The organism is Microbacterium sp. B35-30 (assembly GCF_010634855.1).
In the GTDB taxonomy this organism is placed as follows: Bacteria; Actinomycetota; Actinomycetes; order Actinomycetales; family Microbacteriaceae; genus Microbacterium.
Genome location: NZ_MWLQ01000012.1, coordinates 48,978 through 69,023, shown reverse-complemented (window position 1 = coordinate 69,023; position 20,046 = coordinate 48,978). Strand labels below are relative to the sequence as shown.

20 protein-coding genes are annotated in these 20,046 nt (G+C 70.0%); 5 read left to right on the top strand and 15 right to left on the bottom strand.

Annotated features, from left to right (window positions below; all coding sequences use genetic code 11):
- Positions 1-148: 148 nt before the first annotated feature.
- The gene (locus tag B2K11_RS07285) at positions 149-1,129 is read left to right on the top strand and encodes an aldo/keto reductase (protein WP_163617605.1); all 981 of its coding nucleotides are present in this window, start codon (positions 149-151) and stop codon (positions 1,127-1,129) included.
- A gap of 54 nt (positions 1,130-1,183) precedes the next feature.
- Complete coding sequence (locus B2K11_RS07280) at positions 1,184-2,020, top strand: alpha/beta fold hydrolase (protein WP_163617604.1); 837 nt, start codon at positions 1,184-1,186, stop codon at positions 2,018-2,020.
- A 71-nt stretch (positions 2,021-2,091) separates the two neighbouring features.
- Here the strand turns inward: B2K11_RS07280 and B2K11_RS07275 are convergent, their stop codons facing one another.
- Positions 2,092-2,577: a GyrI-like domain-containing protein gene (locus tag B2K11_RS07275; RefSeq protein WP_345770761.1), complete on the bottom strand. Its 486-nt coding sequence runs from the start codon at positions 2,575-2,577 to the stop codon at positions 2,092-2,094.
- Between the two features lie 99 nt (positions 2,578-2,676).
- Between B2K11_RS07275 and B2K11_RS07270 the strand changes: the two genes are divergently transcribed.
- On the top strand, positions 2,677-3,282 hold the full coding sequence (locus B2K11_RS07270; RefSeq protein ID WP_204260038.1) for an HAD-IA family hydrolase: 606 nt from the start codon (positions 2,677-2,679) through the stop codon (positions 3,280-3,282).
- Positions 3,283-3,420: 138 nt separating this feature from the next.
- Here B2K11_RS07270 and B2K11_RS07265 read toward each other — a convergent pair whose 3' ends face one another.
- The 3 genes from B2K11_RS07265 to B2K11_RS07255 all read right to left on the bottom strand — a co-directional run bounded on the left by B2K11_RS07265 (position 3,421) and on the right by B2K11_RS07255 (position 7,428).
- Complete coding sequence (locus tag B2K11_RS07265; RefSeq protein WP_163617601.1) at positions 3,421-3,690, bottom strand: hypothetical protein; 270 nt, start codon at positions 3,688-3,690, stop codon at positions 3,421-3,423.
- Between the two features lie 170 nt (positions 3,691-3,860).
- Positions 3,861-5,330: an NAD-dependent succinate-semialdehyde dehydrogenase gene (locus B2K11_RS07260; RefSeq protein WP_163617652.1), complete on the bottom strand. Its 1,470-nt coding sequence runs from the start codon at positions 5,328-5,330 to the stop codon at positions 3,861-3,863.
- A gap of 160 nt (positions 5,331-5,490) precedes the next feature.
- Positions 5,491-7,428, bottom strand: coding sequence for an FAD-binding monooxygenase (locus B2K11_RS07255; protein ID WP_163617600.1), 1,938 nt, complete (start codon positions 7,426-7,428; stop codon positions 5,491-5,493).
- A gap of 175 nt (positions 7,429-7,603) precedes the next feature.
- Here B2K11_RS07255 and B2K11_RS07250 point away from each other — a divergent pair, with 175 nt between their 5' ends.
- Positions 7,604-8,335, top strand: a complete 732-nt coding sequence (locus B2K11_RS07250; protein ID WP_163617599.1) for an IclR family transcriptional regulator — start codon at positions 7,604-7,606, stop codon at positions 8,333-8,335.
- 148 nt (positions 8,336-8,483) lie between these two features.
- Here the strand turns inward: B2K11_RS07250 and B2K11_RS07245 are convergent, their stop codons facing one another.
- Positions 8,484-8,792 carry a hypothetical protein gene (locus tag B2K11_RS07245; RefSeq protein ID WP_163617598.1) on the bottom strand — a complete coding sequence of 103 codons (309 nt, stop codon included), beginning with the start codon at positions 8,790-8,792 and terminating at the stop codon, positions 8,484-8,486.
- Between the two features lie 158 nt (positions 8,793-8,950).
- Between B2K11_RS07245 and B2K11_RS07240 the strand changes: the two genes are divergently transcribed.
- Complete coding sequence (locus B2K11_RS07240; RefSeq protein WP_163617597.1) at positions 8,951-10,603, top strand: thiamine pyrophosphate-binding protein; 1,653 nt, start codon at positions 8,951-8,953, stop codon at positions 10,601-10,603.
- A gap of 31 nt (positions 10,604-10,634) precedes the next feature.
- On the opposite strand, the gene B2K11_RS07235 is transcribed toward B2K11_RS07240, so the two are convergent.
- The 10 genes from B2K11_RS07235 to B2K11_RS07190 all read right to left on the bottom strand — a co-directional run bounded on the left by B2K11_RS07235 (position 10,635) and on the right by B2K11_RS07190 (position 19,940).
- Entirely contained in the window at positions 10,635-11,396 is a 762-nt protein-coding gene (locus tag B2K11_RS07235) for an enoyl-CoA hydratase-related protein (RefSeq protein WP_163617596.1), read from the bottom strand.
- 24 nt (positions 11,397-11,420) lie between these two features.
- Positions 11,421-12,641, bottom strand: coding sequence for a 1,2-phenylacetyl-CoA epoxidase subunit PaaE (gene paaE / locus B2K11_RS07230; RefSeq protein ID WP_163617595.1), 1,221 nt, complete (start codon positions 12,639-12,641; stop codon positions 11,421-11,423).
- Positions 12,641-13,222, bottom strand: a complete 582-nt coding sequence (gene paaD / locus B2K11_RS07225) for a 1,2-phenylacetyl-CoA epoxidase subunit PaaD (RefSeq protein WP_275576750.1) — start codon at positions 13,220-13,222, stop codon at positions 12,641-12,643. Before paaD ends, paaE begins: the two co-directional genes overlap by 1 nt.
- Positions 13,223-13,269: 47 nt before the next feature.
- Positions 13,270-14,067 carry a 1,2-phenylacetyl-CoA epoxidase subunit PaaC gene (gene paaC, locus B2K11_RS07220; protein WP_163617593.1) on the bottom strand — a complete coding sequence of 266 codons (798 nt, stop codon included), beginning with the start codon at positions 14,065-14,067 and terminating at the stop codon, positions 13,270-13,272.
- A gap of 152 nt (positions 14,068-14,219) precedes the next feature.
- Complete coding sequence (gene paaB / locus B2K11_RS07215; RefSeq protein WP_163617592.1) at positions 14,220-14,525, bottom strand: 1,2-phenylacetyl-CoA epoxidase subunit PaaB; 306 nt, start codon at positions 14,523-14,525, stop codon at positions 14,220-14,222.
- Positions 14,522-15,625 (bottom strand): 1,2-phenylacetyl-CoA epoxidase subunit PaaA, encoded by a 1,104-nt coding sequence (gene paaA, locus B2K11_RS07210; RefSeq protein WP_239525832.1) that lies wholly within the window; start codon positions 15,623-15,625, stop codon positions 14,522-14,524. Before paaA ends, paaB begins: the two co-directional genes overlap by 4 nt.
- Before the next feature lie 67 nt (positions 15,626-15,692).
- Positions 15,693-16,109: a hydroxyphenylacetyl-CoA thioesterase PaaI gene (paaI, locus tag B2K11_RS07205; RefSeq protein ID WP_163617651.1), complete on the bottom strand. Its 417-nt coding sequence runs from the start codon at positions 16,107-16,109 to the stop codon at positions 15,693-15,695.
- 35 nt (positions 16,110-16,144) lie between these two features.
- Complete coding sequence (paaZ, locus tag B2K11_RS07200; RefSeq protein ID WP_163617591.1) at positions 16,145-18,304, bottom strand: phenylacetic acid degradation bifunctional protein PaaZ; 2,160 nt, start codon at positions 18,302-18,304, stop codon at positions 16,145-16,147.
- Positions 18,301-19,158 (bottom strand): 3-hydroxyacyl-CoA dehydrogenase family protein, encoded by an 858-nt coding sequence (locus tag B2K11_RS07195; RefSeq protein WP_163617590.1) that lies wholly within the window; start codon positions 19,156-19,158, stop codon positions 18,301-18,303. The genes paaZ and B2K11_RS07195 overlap by 4 nt, the downstream gene beginning before the upstream one ends.
- Positions 19,155-19,940 carry an enoyl-CoA hydratase/isomerase family protein gene (locus B2K11_RS07190; RefSeq protein ID WP_163617589.1) on the bottom strand — a complete coding sequence of 262 codons (786 nt, stop codon included), beginning with the start codon at positions 19,938-19,940 and terminating at the stop codon, positions 19,155-19,157. The genes B2K11_RS07195 and B2K11_RS07190 overlap by 4 nt, the downstream gene beginning before the upstream one ends.
- Positions 19,941-20,046: the final 106 nt, after the last annotated feature.

Sequence of the window (20,046 nt, the reverse complement as noted above, 5' to 3'; positions counted from 1 at the left end):
CCGACTCCCGGGCGCATAAGGGGTCCCTGTGGGGGCACCCATAGGTAGGGCCACGCTCACTCTGGCGAAGAAGCGTTGACTCGAACCACTACGAACTGTGGGCCATGCCCACCTCACAGGCCTAGACCGTCCGGAACGGAGAACACCCATGAAGAACGCACACCTCGGCAGCCTCGAAGTATCCCGCATCGGGCTCGGCGCTATGACGATGGCCGGCACCTACACGACCGGTGGCGGTCTCGACAACGACGAGTCCATCCGTGCCATCCACCGCGCCCTCGACCTGGGCGTCACCCACATCGACACCGCCGAGATCTACGGCCCCTACCTCAGTGAGGAGATCGTCGGCCAGGCCATCCGTGGCCGCCGCGATGAGGTGAAGATCGCCACCAAGTTCGGGCTCGTCTCCCACTCCGGCGGCGGACCGGGCGTCACCGACAGCACACCTGCGAACGTGAAAGCCGCGGTCGAGGGCTCCCTGCGGCGTCTCGGCACCGACCATATCGATCTGTACTACCAGCACCGCGTCGACCCGAACACGCCCATCGAGGAGACCGCGAGCGCGGTCGCCGACCTGATCGCCGAAGGCAAGGTGCGGCACTTCGGTCTCTCCGAAGCATCCGTCCAGACCATTCGCCGGGCACACGCCGTGCAGCGGGTTTCGGCGCTGCAGACCGAGTACTCGCTGTGGACTCGCGACGTGGAAGCGGAGATCCTGCCGGTGCTCCGCGAGCTCGGCATCGGCTTCGTCCCCTACTCGCCTCTCGGACACGGTCTGCTGACGGGGCAGATCCGATCGGCAGCCGACATTCCCGACGATGACTGGCGCAAGACCAACCCGCGGTTCGTGGGCGCGAACTTCGAGCGCAATCTTCGCCTCGTGGATGAGGTCCGTGCGATCGGTGCTGAGATCGGCGCGACTCCCGCGCAGACGGCGCTGGCGTGGATTCTCACCCGTGGCGACGACATCGCCCCCATCCCGGGCACTCGGCGCGTGGCGCGCGTCGAGGAGAACACCGCCGCCGGCACGGTGGAACTCACGGCGGACCAGGCCGACCGCCTGACCGCGCTCGAACCCGCTGCTGGTGAGCGACACGACGAGGCCAACATGGTCTCCATCGACAAGTGACCGCGAGGGCGAGCGGGAGTTGATGTGCCGGCCGGTCTCTGCGACGGTACTTGCATGACGGACCAGACATCCTCCGCCCCCAGGCCCGAGACCGGCTACGTAGAGCTCGGTCAGCTTCGCATGTACTACGAGGTCCATGGCGATGTCGCCGACGGCACACCGCTGGTGCTGCTGCACGGCGGCCTGTTCGACATCGAGCAGCAGTTCGGCGCGCTCATCCCCGACCTCGCGGTCGGGCGGGGAGTTGTGGCGGTGGACTTCCAGGGGCACGGGCGCACGAACGACATCGACCGGCCGTTCTCTGCCGCCGCTTTCGCCGAAGATGTGCTGGGCGTGCTCGACCACCTTGGTATCGGGCGTGCGGACATCTTCGGTTTCAGTGTCGGCGGGGCCGTCGCGCTCGACCTGGCCATCGACCACCCGGAACGGGTCAGGCGGCTCATCGTCTCGTCGACGTCGTTCGCCGCATCCGGCATGCGCGGATCTGAGAACGCGGATGCGGTGGGCGCGATGACCGTTGACATGATCGCCGGCACGCCGATGGAAGCCGCCTATCTCGCGAAGTCGCCACACCCCGACCTGCAGCATCTCCAAGTGCTGCTCGACAAGCTCGGCGCGACGTACGAGGGCGGGTTCCCTGATCGCACGGAAGCGGAGCTTCGCGCGATCGCGGCGCCGACGCTCATCACCGTGGGCGACGCCGACATGGTCTCTCTCGAGCATGCGGTTGAGTTTCTGCGCCTCCGCGGCGGCGACGTGAATGGCGATTTCGTCGGTGTTCCGGCGTCTCAGCTCGCGGTGTTTCCGGGCACGACCCATTTCTTCGGGCTGGCGCGAACTGACTTGGTCCGCGATGTGGTCGTCGGATTCCTCGACGACCCCTCCGCTTAGGGAGTCACCGCGACAGCCGACAGTTCGACAGGCTCGCGAGCAGGTCTACCGACCTCTTCGAGCAGCGAACCTCAGCGTGTGAGGAAGGCGAGTTCTGTCTCCCAGCGGGTCTTGCGCGGCTCGGTGCGCGGATCGGTGACATACATCTCGAATCGCCCGGCCCACCTGGTGCCTGCACCCGATTCGTCGACGTCGAATCGGATCTGCTGCGCTTCGGCCCATTCGAAGAGGAGCCGGTGCGCGCGCATCGAGTGGTTGATGTACCGCAGCACGACGTAGTCGCCGGCGGGCATCGCGCCTCGCATGACCTTCTCGCCACCCGGGGCTGTCGCGAAGGCGCCGACCTCGATGTCCATCTCGCCGGCCATGTCGACGGTGTGCAGCCGCAGGTAGAACGAACCGACCGGCTGGACACCGCGAGCCTGCATCCAGTCGATGAGCTCGGCGAGTAGGCGATCGCGTTCCGCGAGCATCCCGCGAAATGGGGTGCGCTTTCGCATCCCCAAAGTGGGGCGCGAATTCCGATGTTCTACATGCGGGCCGTCGACAACCTCCACGTCGGTTCCCTTCACCAGAGGCGATCTCGACAGTACTGCACACCGTTCGAGATCTAGGCGTTAGAGTTGCGCGGTATGCCAGGTCCGGACCGAACTGCGGTGCTCTTCGACGTCGATGGCACGCTCGTAGATGCCGTCGCGAATCAGCGGCGGATCTGGGCGCGCTGGGCCGATCTGTTCGGGCTGGACGGCGAGCAGGTCTACGCACTCGCGCTGCGATCGCGTCCCGCCGAAACAGTTGCGCGCTTCCTGCCACATCAGGAACGCGCGGAAGCGCTCGAGCAGTTCCAGCGGCTCGAGGACGATGACGTTCGTGGGGGTGACTACCGGGCGTTCGCCGGCGCCGGCCGGTTGCTGCGAGACATGGAGGCCGGCAGCTGGGCTCTGGTCACGGCCAACCTCCGTCGGCGGGTGGAAGGCCGATTCCGGCGTTTGAAGCTGCCCATCCCTCCGGTGATCGTCGACGCGGAATCCACGACTCGCGGTAAGCCCCACCCTGAGCCGTACCTCGCAGCAGCGACCGCACTTCAGGTCGACCCCGCTCGCTGCCTCGTCATCGAAGACTCAGACTCCGGAGTATCGGCCGGTATCGCCGCGGGGATGACCGTCTGGAGCGTGAACAGCTCGATCCCACCGAGCGGTTCACACCGGCATTTTCCTGCACTGGCAGATGCCACCGCGGACATCATCCGGTTTGTGGGTTAGCTCGACGATTCTGGTGCGTTGACGCCACGCGCGCGGCTGATCGCTGGGATCGGCCCGCGGAACGGATCGACTCCATGGATGCACCACCCTGGGCCCCCGGGCCCGCAGAGCGAACTTCACCGGGGTGGCGGGGCCGACCTACCAGATGGTGCCGCCGCCGAGTGAGATGCCGCCCCACGTGAGCGCGATGAAGATTGCAGCGAACACGACAGGAGCGATGCCCTTGCCGCCCCGCGCGAGGCCCTTGAGGAGGCCGATCACCGCGAGGACCGCGGCGACGATGGAAAGGCCGCCGCCCACGATCAGCCCGATGAACAGTGGGATCGGCATGAGCACGAGGCCGGCGAGGGCGAACCAGAACGCGGCCCATGCAGTCGGATTGGAGCGGCGTTCTACGGAGGAGGACATGCGTCCATTATCCCGTGTGCGCCGACCGCAGCCCGCCGAACGCGGCAGCCACTCCACACACCGACCGGGCCGACGCCCAGCCTCACGCCGATCTCCCCGCGGCAGAAAAGATGAGCGGATGCCCCCTCCCGGGCATCCGCTCATCTCATGTCATCGATTCAGGCGGGGACTCAGAACGGGTTCGGGGTCAGGGTGTACTTCGTCTGCAGGTATTCGTGGATGCCCTCGGCGCCGCCCTCGCGCCCCAGGCCCGACATCTTCCAGCCGCCGAAAGGAGCGGCGGCGTTGGAGACGACCCCCATGTTGAGGCCCATCATGCCGGTCTCGAGGCGCTCGATCATCCGCTGCCCGCGAGAGAGGCTCTCGGTGAAGACGTACGAGACGAGGCCGTACTCGGTGTCGTTCGCGAGGCGCACCGCGTCGTCCTCGGTGTCGAACGGGATGATGGCGAGCACCGGCCCGAAGATCTCCTCGCGCAGGATGTCGGAGCCCGGCTGCACGTCGGTGACGACGGTGGGCTCGTAGAACGTGCCCGGCCCCTCGACCTCGTTGCCGCCGGTGGCGACCTTGGCGCCACGGTCGACGGCATCCTGCACGAGCTGCGACGCCTTGGCGACGGCGCGGTCGTCGATGAGCGGGCCGATGGTCACGCCGTCCTCGGTGCCGCGACCGATCGTGAAGCCGTTGACGCGCTCGGTCACCCGCCGCGCGAACTCGTCGGCGACGGAGCGGTGCACGATGAAGCGGTTGGCCGCGGTGCAGGCCTGACCGATGTTGCGGAACTTCGCGAGCATCGCGCCGTCGACCGCCTTGTCGAGGTCGGCATCGTCGAAGACGACGAACGGGGCGTTGCCGCCGAGCTCCATCGAGGTGCGCAGCACGCCCTGCGAGGCTTGCTCGAGCAGACGCTGACCGACCTGCGTCGAGCCGGTGAACGACAGCTTGCGCAGGCGCGGGTCGCGGATGATCGGCTCGGATACCGCACCCGAGGTCGACGTGGTGAAGACGTTGACGACGCCCTTCGGCAGGCCGGCATCCTCGAGGAGCTTCGCGAAGAACAGGGTCGTCAGCGGCGTCAGCTCAGCGGGCTTGATCACCACGGTGCAGCCGGCGGCGAGCGCCGGTGCGATCTTGCGCGTGGCCATCGCGAGCGGGAAGTTCCAGGGCGTGATGAGGAAGCACGGACCGACGGGATGCTGCGACACGATCATGCGGCCGGTGCCCTCGGGGTTCGCGCCGTAGCGGCCCTGCACGCGAGCGGTCTCTTCGCTGAACCAGCGCAGGAACTCGCCGCCGTAAGCGACCTCGCCGCGTGCCTCGGCCAGCGGCTTGCCCATCTCGATCGTCATCAGCAGCGCGAAGTCCTCCTTGCGCTCCTGCAGCAGGTCGAAGGCGCGACGCAGGATCTCGGCCCGCTCGCGCGCCGGCGTCGCGGCCCACGCCGGGAACGCCTCCACGGCCGCGTCGAGCGCGGCTTTGCCGTCCTCGGGCGACGCGTTCGCGATCTCTTTGACGACCTCGCCGTTGCTGGGGTCGTAGACCTTCAGCGTCTTGTCGCCGGATGCCGGGCGCCACTGGCCGCCGATGAACAGACCGTCGGGCACGGACGCGAGCAGTTCGCTCTCACGGGTTTCGGTGATCGTCGTGGTCACGGGGACTCCCTTGTCGGTTCCGGATGCGGGCTGCCTGCGGCATCCGTTTGTGTCGATGTCTACCGGGCCAATTCTGCCCGTCGCCGCCGCGGCGGCCGATATACGTCATGTACAGCGGAAGAGGTTCTTTCGCCGTCGCGGAGGGCGCTCAGCCGGCGATGGTCGCCGGCTGCCGCTGAGGCAGGAACGACCGCGCGAAGAAGGCGGACAGCTCGTCCGTCGCCTCGAGCGGGAAGACCCCGGCGACGTACTGATCGGGGCGCACGACCACGACCACGCCGTCGCGCGACAGCCCGCGCTCCTCGAAGATGTCGTCGGTCGTCCACGCGCTCGGGGCGGCCGCATAGACCTTCTCCCAGTCGGTGAGTCCGAGCGGTCCCGTCTTCGGCAGGAAGAGCTGGGGCACCCGCGTGAGATCCACATCTTCGTGGCGCTGCTGATAGACGACCTTCACGTCGAGCACCGCGTCGATGTCGGCGCCTTCCGGCGTGAACCGGAGGACGGGCGACTCGGGCGACGCCATGAAGGCGGCCCAGTCCGAGAGGACGGATGCCTCGCCCGCGCTCGGCGCGTCGGCGAAGGCCCCGGCCGCGGTGTCCGCAAAGGCATAGACCCGCCAGCGCCCGTCTGCGCGCGCGTGGTGCCCGAGGTGGATCGGGTTCCCGTCGCATACGCGCACCACCTCGACGGACTTGAAGCGCTTGCCCAGCGGGAAGCCTTCGGCGAGCTGCTGGTGCGCGGCATCCGTCACGATCATCGACGGGCCGTACTGCGTCATGAAGCCGGACGGGAACTCGGCCGTGCCGAGGTAGAACGTGGCGAGCTCCTGCGGGTCGGAGATCTCCTCGGGCTTGCGTGCCATGAGGGCCGACCACTCCCGGTCGAAGTCGATGAGCTGCTGCGCCACCGGCTGCCGCTCGGCGGAGTACGTCTCGAGCAGTGACGCGGGACTGAGGCCGGTGAGAACGTGCCCGAGTTTCCAGCCGAGGTTGAAGCCGTCCTGCATCGAGACGTTCATGCCCTGCCCGGCCTTCGCGCTGTGCGTGTGGCAGGCGTCGCCGGTGAGGAAGACTCGCGGGGCGTGGCTCTGGTCGGGGTCGACGTCGTCGAACTTGTCGGTGACGCGATGGCCGACCTCGTACACGCTGTGCCAGGCGACCTGCTTCACGTCGAGCGAGTACGGGTGGAGGATCTCGTTCGCCCGGCGGATGATCTCGTCGATCGGGGTCTGGCGCACGCGGTGGTCGTCGTCGGCGGCCACCTCTCCCAGATCGATGTACATGCGGCTGAGGTAGCCGCCCTCCCGCGGGATGTGCAGGATGTTCCCGGCGGTGGAGTTGATCGCGCACTTGGTGCGCCAGTCGGGGAAGTCGGTGTTGACGAGCACGTCCATGACCCCCCACGCGTGGGCCGCGAACTGCCCGACGTGCTTGCGGCCGATCGCCTCGCGCACACCGCTGCGAGCCCCGTCGGAGCCGACGACGTACTTGGCGCGCACGGTGCGCTCCTCGCCGGCGCGCTCCCCCGTCACGTACTTGACGCGCACCTCGACCGGGTGCTCGCGCTCTTCATCCACGGTGAGGCCGACGAACTCGATGCCGTAGTCGGGCACGATCCGCCCGGGCCCCTTGGCCGCCGCCTCGGCGAAGTAGTCGAGCACGCGCGCCTGGTTGACGATGAGGTGCGGGAACTCGCTGATCTTGAACGCGTAGTCCTCGGTGCGCGCGGTGCGCACGATGTTGCGCGGGTTCTCGGGGTCGGGCCCCCAGAAGTTCATCCAGGCGATGTTGTAGGCCTCCGCGACGATGCGTTCCGCGAACCCGAACGCCTGGAAAGTCTCGACGCTGCGCGGCTGGATGCCGTCGGCCTGGCCCAGCACGAGCCTGCCGTCGCGACGCTCGATGATCCGCGTCGTGACACCGGGGAACTGCGACATCTGCGCGGCGAGCAGCATGCCCGCGGGACCGGAGCCGACGACGAGCACGTCCATCTCGTCGGGCAGGTCGGCGGGGCGGTCCATGCCGGTCCCGGCGGCATCCTGCACGCGCGGGTCGCCCGAGACGTAGCCGTGGTGGTGGAACTGCATCGGTGTCCTCCTCGGACGACGGTGTCGAGGGCTTGTGGTCAGGGGTGTCGTGTTCTATATTCGAACACGCCGTTCTACTATTGAACAGATCGTATACGACCCGCGTCGACGCGGCAAGGCCGCCCTGTCCCTGGGGCGCGATACTTCACGAATGTCCGCGAAAGGACCCCGCACGATGACATATGTGAAGTCTCGGCAGGGGACGGGGGGCCGCATCGCTCCCGCCTCGCAGACGCTGAGCCGCGGCATCCGGATCCTCGAAGTGCTCGCCGAGGCGCGCGGCCCACTGTCGATCGACGAGATCGCCCTGCGCCTCGACGTGCACCGCTCGGTCGCCTATCGGCTGCTGCGCACGCTCGAGGATCACGGGCTGGTCGAGCGAGACCCCGCCGGTCGTGTCGAACTCGGTGCGCGGATGGCCGCCCTCGCCGCGGGCGTGGCGCACGATCTGCAGGCCGAGGCCCTCCCCGAGCTCACCGCGGTCGCCGGCGACCTGGGTGTGACGTGCTTCCTCGCCGTGCTCGACCACGACGAGTGCGTGACGCTCTCGAGCGTGGAGCCGCGTCACGCCGTGAACCCCGTCGCGCAGCGGCCCGGTACGCGGCATCCGATCACGCGCGGCGCACCGGGCAAGGCGATCCTGTCGCTGCTGCCGGAATCCTCGTGGCCGGACGAGGTGTCGGAAGGGCTCGCGGCGGAGGTGAGGGATGCCGCGGCCCGCGGTTTCGCGACGAGCCACGACGAGGTGATCCCCAGCCTGCGGGCCGTCGCCGTGCCGCTGGTCGTGCGCGGGCGCGGGCCGGCGGCGATCGCCGTCGTGTTCGTCGCCAGCGCGCACACGGACGAGGCGATCGCCGCGCGCCTGAGGGAGTCGGCCACCGCGATCCGCGACGCGCTCGGCGGATGAGGCATCAGGTCTCGCTTTGCTCACTCAAGGACGGGCGTCGGTCTGCCGGTCGTTGAGCGAGCGAGGAAAGAGCGAGACGAAACGCAGCGAACTGACGACGAGCCCTGCTCTGCGCCAGGCTCGTGGCGTTTCGTCTCGCTTCGCTCGCTCAACGACCGGGGAAGAACTCCTGCACGAAGCGGATGTTGTGCTCGGCCACCCGCTGCGGGACGCCGGCGAAGGCCTCGGCGCGTGCGTCCGACGCCATGTACACCTTCTCCAGCGCGAGGAAGGCCGCTTCGTCGCCCTCGGCGCTGACCGCCCACACGAACTCGCTCGTCTCGCGGAGGCCGTAGGCGAACTCGATCGCGAAGCCCGCCGCCGGCCGCACCTTCGGCATCCATTCGCCCCACCAGGAGACGAACGCGTCGTACTCCCCCTCGACGAGCGTGTACCGGCGCAGCTGGATCGTCTTCATGACTCCCATCTTGGCGGAAGTCCTATACTCGGACTGTCCGACGGGAATGACCCCGCCGGTGCTCGAAAAATGGGCACGCAGCGCGCACGCGCGAGACACACACGGCCTCAGCATCCGTCCCTGTCTCGAAAGGCTTCGCCATGCCCGCCAATCCGGCTATGAGCACCGTCTCCGCGCACGTCGCCCTCACCCTCGCCCGCCACATCGACCACGTCTTCGGCGTGATGGGCAACGGCAACGCGTATTTCCTCGACGCGCTCGAGCGGTCCACCGAGGTGCAGTTCACCGCGGTGCGGCATGAGGCCGGCGGCGTCGTCGCCGCGGACGCGTACCACCGCGCCTCGGGGCGTCTCGCGGCCGCAACGGCGACGTACGGCGCCGGCTTCACCAACACCATCACGGCTCTCGCCGAGGCCGTGCAGGCGCACGTGCCGCTCGTGCTCGTGGTCGGCGACGAGCCGACGTCGGGCCCGCGCCCGTGGGACGTCGACCAGATCGCCCTCGCGTCGGCCGTCGGTGCGCGCACGTATACCGTCGGGCGAGCGGATGCCGCGGCCACGACCGTGATCGCCATCGAGCACGCCCTCACCTACCGGGTGCCGACGGTGCTCGCGATCCCCTACGACGTCGCCGCCCGCGACGCCGGCCCGGTGCCCGGGGCGCCGGAGCCGCGGCTTCCCGATCCCGTCGCCCCGACCGGAGAGTTCGCGCGCGCCGCGGTGCGCGAGATCGCCGAGGCGCTCGCCGGCGCCCGTCGGCCGTTCCTGCTCGCGGGCCGCGGGGCGTGGATCTCGGGCGCCGGCGAGGCGCTCGGCGCCCTCGCCGACGCCACCGGAGCTCTCACCGCCTCGACGGCGCTCGGGCGCGGCGTCTTTCCGAACAGCGACTTCGACCTCGGGGTGACCGGCGGCTTCGGGGCGGAGAGCGCGATGGAACACGTGCGCGAGGCCGACGTCGCGGTGGTGTTCGGGGCGTCTCTCAACCAGTTCACGATGCGCTTCGGAGATCTGTTCTCGCCCGGCACGCGCATCTTCCAGGTGGACATCGCGCCGACGGCCACCCACCCGCACGTCGGCGGGTATGTGCGCGGCGACGCGCGCCTGGTCGCCCAGGCGATCACGCACGAAGTGCGGAAGATCGCGGCCGAGCCGACCGACTGGCGCGAGGCGGTCGACGTGGCCGCGGCACGCGGGCACGACGTCGGTGACGGGATAGCCCCCGACGGCCGGCTCGACCCGCGCTCGGTCGCCGCGCGCATCGGCGAGCTCCTGCCGAAGGACCGCGTCGTGGTATCGGACGGCGGTCACTTCATCGGCTGGGCGAACATGTTCTGGCCCGTCGCGTCGCCCGACCGCATGATGATGGTCGGCACGGCCTTCCAGTCGATCGGACTCGGCTGGCCCTCCGTGCCCGGTGCCGCACTGGCGAAGCCCTCGGCCACGGTCGTGCTGACGACGGGCGACGGCGGCGGGCTCATGGCGCTCGCCGACCTCGAGACAGCCGTCCGTGTCGCGCGCGGCCGCGGGCTCGCCGTGGTGTGGAACGACGCGGCATACGGTGCCGAGGTGCACCTGTACGGCCTCAAGGGACTCGCCGAGGCGCCCATGCGCATCCCAGAGGTGGACTTCGCCGCCCTCGCGGCGGGCGTCGGCGCCGAGGGGGTCGTCGTGCGCGGCCTCGAGGACCTCGAACGCCTCGCGACGTGGGTGACCGAGCCCGAGGCATCCCGCGCGTTCCTGGTACTCGACTGCCGCATCTCGGGCGAGATCGTCGCGCCGTATCAGCGCGAGATCATCCGCGTGAACTCCTGACCTCGGCGAGAAGCCGACCGCTCCGTGCGCGTCACTCCCCCGTGAAGTCGGGCTTGCGCTTCTGCTGGAACGCGGCGAAGCCCTCGCGGTAGTCGGCGGTGGCGCGCAGCGCCTCCTGTCCACGGGCCTCCTGCGCGACGGCATCCCACAGTCTCTCGTCGCGGAGGCCGGCGATGAGGCGCTTCGAGGCCAGGAACGCGGCGGTCGGACCGGATGCCGCCACCACCGCCCGCTGCCACGCGAAGTCGAAGACCTCCTCGACGGGCAGGGCGCGGCTGAACAGACCCGCCGCGACCGCCTCGGCGCCGCTCAGCATGTCGCCGGTGTAGATGAGGTCGAGCGCCCGGTGGGCACCCAGTCGCTCGTAGAGCAGGGCGTGGCCGCCGGAATCGAGCATCGCTCCGAGGCTCGCGAACGGCGACCCGATCTTGGCGTCGTCGGCGACGTAGACCACATCGGTCGCGATGGCGAGCCCCAGCCCCACTCCGAGGCATGCGCCGTGAACGGCGGCGAACGTCGGAGCGGGGAACGCGGCGATCCGCCGCATGAGCGTCTCGACGCCGGCAAGATACTGGGGCACATCGTCGGTCTCGGGGTCGACGCCGGCGATGTCGCGCCCGGCGCAGAAGGCCCGGCCTTCGGCCCGCAGCAGCAGCGCCCGCACGCCGGACTCCTCGGCGCTGCGGTAGGCGGCATCCATCTCGCCCAGCGCCCGCAGCGAGAGGGCGTTGAGCTTCTCGGGGGCGTTCAGCACGACCTCGGCGACATCGCCGGTGATGGACAGCTCGATCATCTCGATCCTCCGCGTTCGAAAAGGCTAGACGTCGTAGTCGACGACGACGGTATCGGTCGTCGGGTGGGATTGGCAGGTGAGCACGTACCCGCGTTCGAGTTCTTCGGGCTCGAGCGCGTAGTTCTCGGTCATCGTGACCGACCCCTCCAGCAGCCTGGCGCGGCACGTGCCGCAGACCCCGCCCGCGCAGGCGAAGGGAACATCTGGCCGCACGCGCAGCGCCGCGTTGAGGATCGACTCGTGCGCGGCGACCGGGCTGTCGACCGCCTGCGACTGGCCGTCGAGGGTGAACTCGATGCGACGCACGGGCTCGTCCGGGGCGACGACCACCGGGCGACCGGCCGACGGCTCGGCGCGCTCGCCCTCACCGGTGGTGAACAGCTCGTAGCGCACGTGCGCGGGGTCGATCCCTATGTCGGCGAGGGTGTCGCGGCAGAGCTGCACCAGCTCGAACGGTCCGCAGAGGAACCACTCGTCGACGGTGTCGGGCAGCACGAGCTCGTCGAGGATGCGCCGCAGGCGCGGCTCGTCGATGCGCCCCGACAGCAGCGGAGCAGTGCGCTGCTCGCGCGACAGCACGTGGTGCAGGGCGAGCCGCGTCGGATACCGGTCCTTCAGATCGGAGAGCTCGTCGAGGAACATCACGTCGAGGCTCGAACGGTTCGTGTACACGAGCGTGAATCGCGACGTGGCGGACCGCGCCAGCACGGTGGCGGCGAGCGCCATGAGCGGCGTGATGCCGGAGCCTGCCGCGATGCCCGCGACGTGCGAGCCGTCGAGGTCGGCGAGCTTCGAGGTGAAAGTGCCCTGCGGACTCATGACGTCGAGCTGGTCGCCCGCGCGCAGCTCGGTCTGCGCCCACGTCGAGAACCGGCCGCCCTGGTCGCGCTTGATGGCGACGCTGATGGTGCGCGGACCATCGCCGCCACCGCCCGCGTCCTCCGCGCGGCACAGCGAGTACGAGCGGCGCAGCTCCTGCCCGTCGAGCACCGTCCGCAGTGCCACATGCTGGCCGGCGAGGTAGTCGAACTCGCCGCGCACCTCTTCGGGGATCGCGAACGTCACCTCGACCGCGGCGTCCGTCAGCGGCCGGACCGCTGCGACCCGGAGCGTGTGGAAGCGCGCGCGATGCCGGCTGCCCCGCGGTCCACCCACCGAGGTGGTGAGCAGCGTCTCGGCGATGCGCTGGTTCTCCTGATCCGGTTTTCCCGGTCCCTGGGCCTGTCGAAGGGCGTCGGGCTCCATCAGTGCACCTTGAAGTGGTCGAACGGCTCGAGACAGGCGCGGCACTCGTACAGCGCCTTGCACGACGTCGACCCGAACCGTGCGAGCTCACGGGTGTCGAGCGACCCGCAGCGCGGGCACCGCACCGACAGCTGCACGCGGATCGGACCCGCGACCGCTGCACGCCCGTTCGGCGGCGCGATGCCGTAGTCGACGAGCTTGCGCTTGCCGGCATCCGTCATCCAGTCCGTCGTCCATGCGGGCGCGAGCACGAGACGCACGTCGACGTCGTCGAATCCGGCGGCCGTGAGGGCGAGCACGACGTCGTCGCGGATCGCATCCATCGCGGGGCATCCCGAATAGGTCGGCGTGATCGTCACCGTGACGCGCCCGGGGGCGCCGGAGTCGTCGGCGACGACCTGGACGTCGCGCAGTACGCCGAGATCCTCGATCGTGAGCACGGGCACCTCCGGATCGAGAACGGATGCCGCGGCCTGCCACGCCCGTGCGGCGGCGCTGACGACGGCCGCCGACTGCGGATCGGCGCTGCCCGGAGGCTCGAGGCGTTTCGTCTCTGCGTTTCGACTCGCAAGCTCGCTCAACGACCGCGTTCCTCGCTCGCTCAACGACCGGGTGCCTTGCTGGGTCATCACCACGTCGCCCCCGGATGCTGCCGCGCGAGCACCTGCATCTCGGCGAGGAGAAAGCCCAGGGTCGAGAAATGGTGCCCGTTCCGACCACCGGCCGACGACATCGGCCCGGTCGGAAGCTCCACCTCCGCCTCGGCGAACACGGCGGCGATGACCGCATCGAACGCCGGCTGCAGCGTCGACGGCCGCACGGCCACGCCGTCGAGCCGGTCGATGAGCGGCTCGTCGCGGAACAGCTCCGCCACGTAGGGCCAGACGTCGCCCACCGCCCGGATCATCCGACGGCGCGATTCGTCGGTGCCGCCGGCGAGCCGCAGCGTCCACTGCACGGCGTGGTCGCGGTGGTACTCGACCTCCTTGACGGCCTTCGCCGCGATCGCGGCCAGCGTCACGTCGGAAGAATCCTGCAGTGCCGTGTACAGCTCGAAGAGGTAGACGGATGCCGCCAGCTGGCGCACGATCGTCTGCGCGAAGTCTCCGTCGGGCTGCTGGAAGAGCCAGGCGCAGCGAAACTCCGGCTCGTCGCGCCAGTAGGCGAGGTCGTCCTCGCTGCGGTCGTCGTAGGTGCCCGCGTAGCGGAGGAACGAGCGCGCATGCCCGAGAAGGTCGAGCGCGATGTTGGCGAGCGCGACGTCCTCCTCGAGTTCGGGGGCGCGCGCGATCCACGCCCCGAGCTGCTGGGAGAGGATCAGCGCGTCGTCGCCGAGCCACAGGGCGTACTCCGCGACGTCCGCGGATGCGGCACGCCCCTCCCCACCCGCGAGCTCGGCCGACAGCGCGACCCGCTCGACGGTCACCTCGCCGTGCGGATCGTCTCGGAGATCGGGTCGCGACGTTTCGTCTCCCTCGTTCCTCGGTCGCTCAACGACAGGCGGTGTTGCGGTCGTTGAGCGAGCCTGCGAGTCGAAACGCAGAGACGAAACTCCCTGGTCGTCGGGATACACGTGGATCACAGGTGCGGCACCCCCTCCGACGCCGTGTAGTACGTGGCGTGGCGGTAGTTCTTGCCCGCGGGGCTCTCGAAGAACGCGCCCTTCGAATCGGGGTCGCTCGTGGTGATCGCATCGGCGGGCACCACCCAGATCGACGTGCCCTCGCCGCGACGCGTGTAGACGTCGCGGGCGTTGCGCAGCGCGAACTCCGCGTCGGGGGCGTGCAGCGAGCCGGCGTGCACGTGGCTGAGGCCCCGCCCGGCGCGGACGAACACCTCCCAAAGAGGCCAGGACTCGCGCGGCGAAGCGCCTGAGGTCGTCACCGCGCCACCTCGTTCCCGGTCGTTGAGCGAGCGAAGCGAGACGAAACGCGATCGACGTCCGCCGCGGACTCACTGCGTTTCGTCTCGCTCGTTCCTCGCTCGCTCAACGACCGGGAACGGCGCTCGCCACCGCCGCGCTCATCGCCCAACGAGCGGATGCCGGCCTGCTTGCGGGCGTATTCGGCGGCGGCCTCGCGCACCCAGGCGCCGTCCTCATGCGCGTTGCGCCGGTTGCGGATGCGCTCGCCGTTCATCGCGCCGCGGCCGGCGATCACCTCCTGCAGCTCGGTCCAGTCGATGTCACTCGTGTGCCACCGCTGCGCCTCTTCGTCCCAGCGCAGCTCGGCGTCGGGGAGCGTCACACCCAGCACCTCGGCCTGGGGCACCAGCATCCCGATGAACCGCTGCCGGAGGTCGTCGTTCGAGAAGCGCTTGATCTTCCACGCCATCGACTGCGCCGAGTTGGGCGACGCCTCATCCGGGGGCCCGAACATCATGAGCGAGGGCCAGTACCAGCGGTCCACGGCATCCTGCGCCATCCGCTGCTGGGCCGGTGTGCCCTGCATGAGGGTCAGCAGGATCTCGAAGCCCTGCCGCTGGTGGAACGACTCCTCCTTGCAGATGCGCACCATCGCGCGGCCGTACGGCCCGTACGATGCACGGCAGAGCGGCACCTGGTTGCAGATCGCGGCACCGTCGACGAGCCAGCCGATCGCGCCCATGTCGGCCCAGGTGGGGGTCGGGTAGTTGAAGATCGACGAGTACTTCGCCCGGCCGGCGATGAGCTGCTCGGTCATCTCGTCGCGCGTGATGCCGAGGGTCTGCGCCGCGGAGTAGAGGTACAGCCCGTGCCCGGCCTCGTCCTGCACCTTCGCCATGAGAATCGCCTTGCGTTTGAGGCTCGGCGCACGCGTGATCCAGTTGCCCTCCGGCTGCATGCCGATGATCTCGGAGTGCGCGTGCTGCGAGATCTGCCGGATCAGCGTCTTGCGATAGGCCGCCGGCATCCAATCCCGCGGCTCGATGCGCGAGTCGGCCTCGATGATCGCGTCGAAAGCCGCCTGCTCGGCAGCCTCGTCGATCAGCACATCGGTCGTCATCATCGACTCCTCATTTACAGACCGTTCGTTCAGTAAGTCTACCCCAGGACGGATGCCGCAGCCACCGTCAACCGGCGGTGCCGGGGTCGGCGCGGCGCGTGGTGAACGAGCGTCCGCGGAACTCCGCCACCACGTCTCCGGTCTCGTCGGTCACCGTCACGTCGTACAGCCCGCTGCGGCCGGTCAGGGCACGGCGTCGTGCGTGCGCCGTGAGCGTCTGACCCGCGTACGTCGCCTTGAGGAACGAGATGTCGGCGCCGGCCGCGACCGTGATATCGGCATCCGTGTCCGCTTCAGCCGTGGCCACGGCGTTGCAAGCCATCGCGAACGCTGTGTCGGCGAGGGCGAACACCATCCCCCCGTGCGTGATCGCGAAGCCGTTGGTCATGTCCTCGCGCACGCGCATCGACACGACCGCCTCCCCCGGCTCGTCGCGTTCGACGACCATGCCCAGCGCCGCCGACGCGCGATCGCGTTGCAGCATGCGACGCTGGCCGGCGAAATGCGCGGCAGGATCGGTCACGCCCCGACCCCTGCCGACACGGGGTCTCCCGTTGGCGCGTCCGGCGCCTCCGCAGTCTTGGCCACCAGCGTGAGCACGTCGTAGGTCGCGACGATCTCGTCGCGCTGGTTGAGGATGACGGCGTCCCAGCGCACCTCGCCGTAGTCGTCCGTCTCGCGCGGGGTGATCTGCTTCGCCGTCAGCACGACACGGATCTCGTCGTCGGGCGACACCGGGGTCGCGAATCGCAGGTTCTCGAGCCCGTAGTTCGCGAGCACCGGACCCGGATCGGGGTCGACGAAGAGCCCTGCGGCCCACGACACGAGCAGGTAGCCGTGCGCGACCCGGCCGGGGAAGAACGGGTTCGCGGCGGCGGCCTCCTCGTTCATGTGGGCGTAGAAGAGGTCGCCGGTGAAGTTCGCGAACGTCTCGATGTCGGCGAGCGTCACCGCGCGCGAGGGCGACGCGAGCTGGTCGCCGACGGCGAGTTCGGCGAGCGACTTGCGGAACGGATGCCGGTCGGACCGGGATGCCGCACCCTGGTGCCAGACGCCGGTCAGGGCGGTCAGCATCGCGGGTGAGCCCTGCACGGCGGTGCGCTGCATGTGGTGCAGCACCGCACGGATGCCGCCTAGCTCCTCACCGCCGCCGGCGCGGCCGGGACCGCCGTGGACGAGGTGGGGCACCGGCGCGCCGTGACCGGTCGAGGTGCGGGCGTCGTCGCGGTCGAGGAACAGCAGCCGGCCGTTGTAGGCCGCGGTACGCGCCAGGAGGGTCGCGGCGACGGCGGGGTCGGAGGTGGCGACGCTCGTGACGAGCGACCCGCCACCGCGGCCGACGAGATCGGCGGCCTCGTCCACCGTGCGGTACGCCAGCACGCTGGCCACCGGGCCGAACACCTCGACGTCGTGCACCGCGTCGGGCAGGGCATCCGCCGCGCCGTCGAACCCGATCAGGATCGGGCCGACGAACGCCCCGTCGGGCGCGGGGCCGGTGGAGCCGTCCGCATGCGTCACGTCCGGGGCACCCGTTGTCCCCAGCAGGATGCGGCCGCCGGCGGCCTCCAGAGCGCCCACCGCCCTCAGCACCTCATCGCGCTGCGCGAGCGACACGAGCGGGCCCATCGTGACGCTCTCGGCGCGCGGATCGCCGACGACGACGCGCTCGGCGATCTTCGCCCGGAGCGCCTCGACGAGCGGATCGACGGAGTCTGCGGGCACGATGGCACGGCGGATCGCGGTGCACTTCTGGCCCGCCTTCGTCGTCAGCTCGACCATGAGCTGCTTCACATAGGCATCGAACTCGGGCGTGCCCGGCCCCGCGTCGGGCCCGAGCACCGACGCGTTGATCGAGTCGGTCTCGCTCGTGAAGCGCACCGCCGGAGCTGCCTGTGCGCGCAGGCGCTCCGCCGTCGACGCACTGCCGGTGAAGCCGACCAGGTCCCCGAGGCCGAGGTGCTCGAACAGACCGGGCACCGCGCCGCTCACCAACTGCAGCGACCCGGCGGGAAGCAGCCCTGTCTCGACGAGGATGCGCACCCACGCCTCAGCGACGTACGCGGTCGGTGAGGCCGGCTTCACGATCGTCGGCACGCCGGCGAGGAAGGCCGGCGCGAACTTCTCGAGTGCGCCCCACATCGGGAAGTTGAACGCGTTGATTTGCACGGCGACGCCGGGCAGCCGCGTGTACACGTGACGGCCCAGGAACGAGCCGTCCTTCGACAGCGACTCGACCGGCCCGTCGAGGTACACCTGCCCGTTCGGCAGCTCTCGGCGCCCCTTCGACGAGTAGGTGAAGAGCACGCCGATGCCGCCGTCGATGTCGTTCAGCGAGTCGCGCACCGTGGCGCCGGCCCGCTTCGACAGCTCGTACAGCTCCTCCTTGCGCGCGGTGAGGGCCTTGCCGAACTCCTTGAGCAGCAGCGCGCGCTGGTGGAACGTGAGCGCGCCCAGGCCCGCCTGCCCCACGGTGCGGGCGTGCGCGATCGCCGCGGCGAGATCGACGCCCTGCGTGCTGAGATACGTGACCACCTCGCCCGTCGACGCGTCGAGCACGGGGGCGGCGTCGTCGCCGGTATCGGGGATCCACCACTCGTCGCGCAGATAGCTGGGGAGGATGCCGGTGCGGGGCGGTTCGATCGTCCCCGCCTGCTCGATGGTCCCTGTCTGCTCGATCATCGCTGATCACTCCATTCGTAGAAACCGCGGCCGGACTTGCGGCCCAGATGTCCCTCGGCGACGAGGCGCCGCAGCAGGGGCGGCGGCGCGAACCGCTCCCCCAGCTTGCGGTGCAGTTCATCGGCGATCCCGAGGCGCACGTCGAGTCCGACCAGGTCGGTCGTGCGCAGCGGACCCATCGGATGCCGGTAGCCGAGCTCCATCGCCGCGTCGATGTCGGCGGCCGAGGCGACGCCCTCCTCGAGCATCCGGATGGCCTCCAGCCCGAGGGCGATGCCGAGGCGGCTCGATGCGAAGCCCGGGCTGTCGCGGACGACGATCGGCGTCTTGCCGAGCGCCTCGATCCACGACCGCGCGTCGTCCACGAGCCCCGGCTCGGTGGCGGCACCGGTCACGACCTCCACGAGCTGCGAGGCGGGCACGGGGTTGAAGAAGTGCAGCCCGAGAAAGCGCTGCGGCCGAGCCAGCGCCGACGCCAGGTCGTCGATGGAGATCGAGGAGGTGTTGGTGGCGAGCGCAGCGTCGGGCGAGAGCACCCGTTCCGCTCGGCTGAGGGCCGCGAGCTTGGCCTCTCGCTCCTCCGGCACCGCCTCGATCACGAGCCCGCAGCCGGCGAGGGCCGCGGCATCCGTCCCCGTCTCGATCGCCGCGGCGAGCGCGTCGTAGCCGCGGGGTGTCGCGCCGCGCTCGACGCTGCGCCGCACGGTCTCGAGCAGACGAGCGGATGCCGCAGCCGCCGCCTCGGCGTCACGCTCGACCACGACGACCTCGGCGCCGGCGAGGACGAACGCGTGCGCGATGCCCGCGCCCATGCGGCCACCGCCGATCACGCCGACGCGCTCCGGCACGCTCATCGCTTGCGGCTCTCGAGGAACGCGGCCATGCGCCGCTCCTTCTCGGGGCTCTCGAACAGCTTCGCCTGCAGTTCGAGCTCGATCTCGGGGTGCGCGGTGCGCGGCGCCAGCAGTGCGGCCTTCGTGTAGCGCGTCGCGAGCGGATCGTTCCGGGCGATGCGGTCGGCGATCGCGTGGGCCGCCGCGAGCAGGTCGGCGGGCTCGTACAGCGACGACACGAGGCCCCAGGCGACGGCGGTGTCGGCATCCAGGATCCGTCCCGTCAGCAGCATCTCGGCGGCCCGCGCCTCCCCCACGATCTCGGGCAGTCGCCACGTGGCGCCGGCCGCCGCGATGATGCCGAGGCCGGTCTCGGGGTTGCCGATCTGCAGGGCGGGCGTGCCGATGCGGATATCGGCCGCGTACGCGAGCTCGGCGCCGCCGCCGAGCGCGTACCCGTCGATCGCCGCGATCACCGGCATCGGGAGCCTCCGCACCCGCTGAAACGCGCGGGTGTTGATGCCGCGACGGGCATCGGCGCCGCGTCGCTCGCGCAGCTGCGCGATGTCGGCACCCGAGGCGAACACGCCGTCGGAGCCGGTCAGGATCAGGGTGCGCGGCTCACGCTCCAGCTCCTCGCAGAGCTCGTGCAGCCGGTCGATCATGTCCTGATCGATGGCGTTGCGTACCTCGGGACGCGTCAGAGTCGCGACGACGCGATCCGCGCGGCGCTGGATCTGGAGCGGCCCTGCACTCGAACCCGCACTCGACCCCGCACTCCACCCGGCACTCGACCCTGGCATCGGCATCCTCTCGATCCGCTCCCTCGCGGTCGTCGCCCATATTACCTAACAATCGTTCAGTAATCCTGGTCGCCGCCTCGTCGCCTGGCACCCCGCGGTCGGAGCC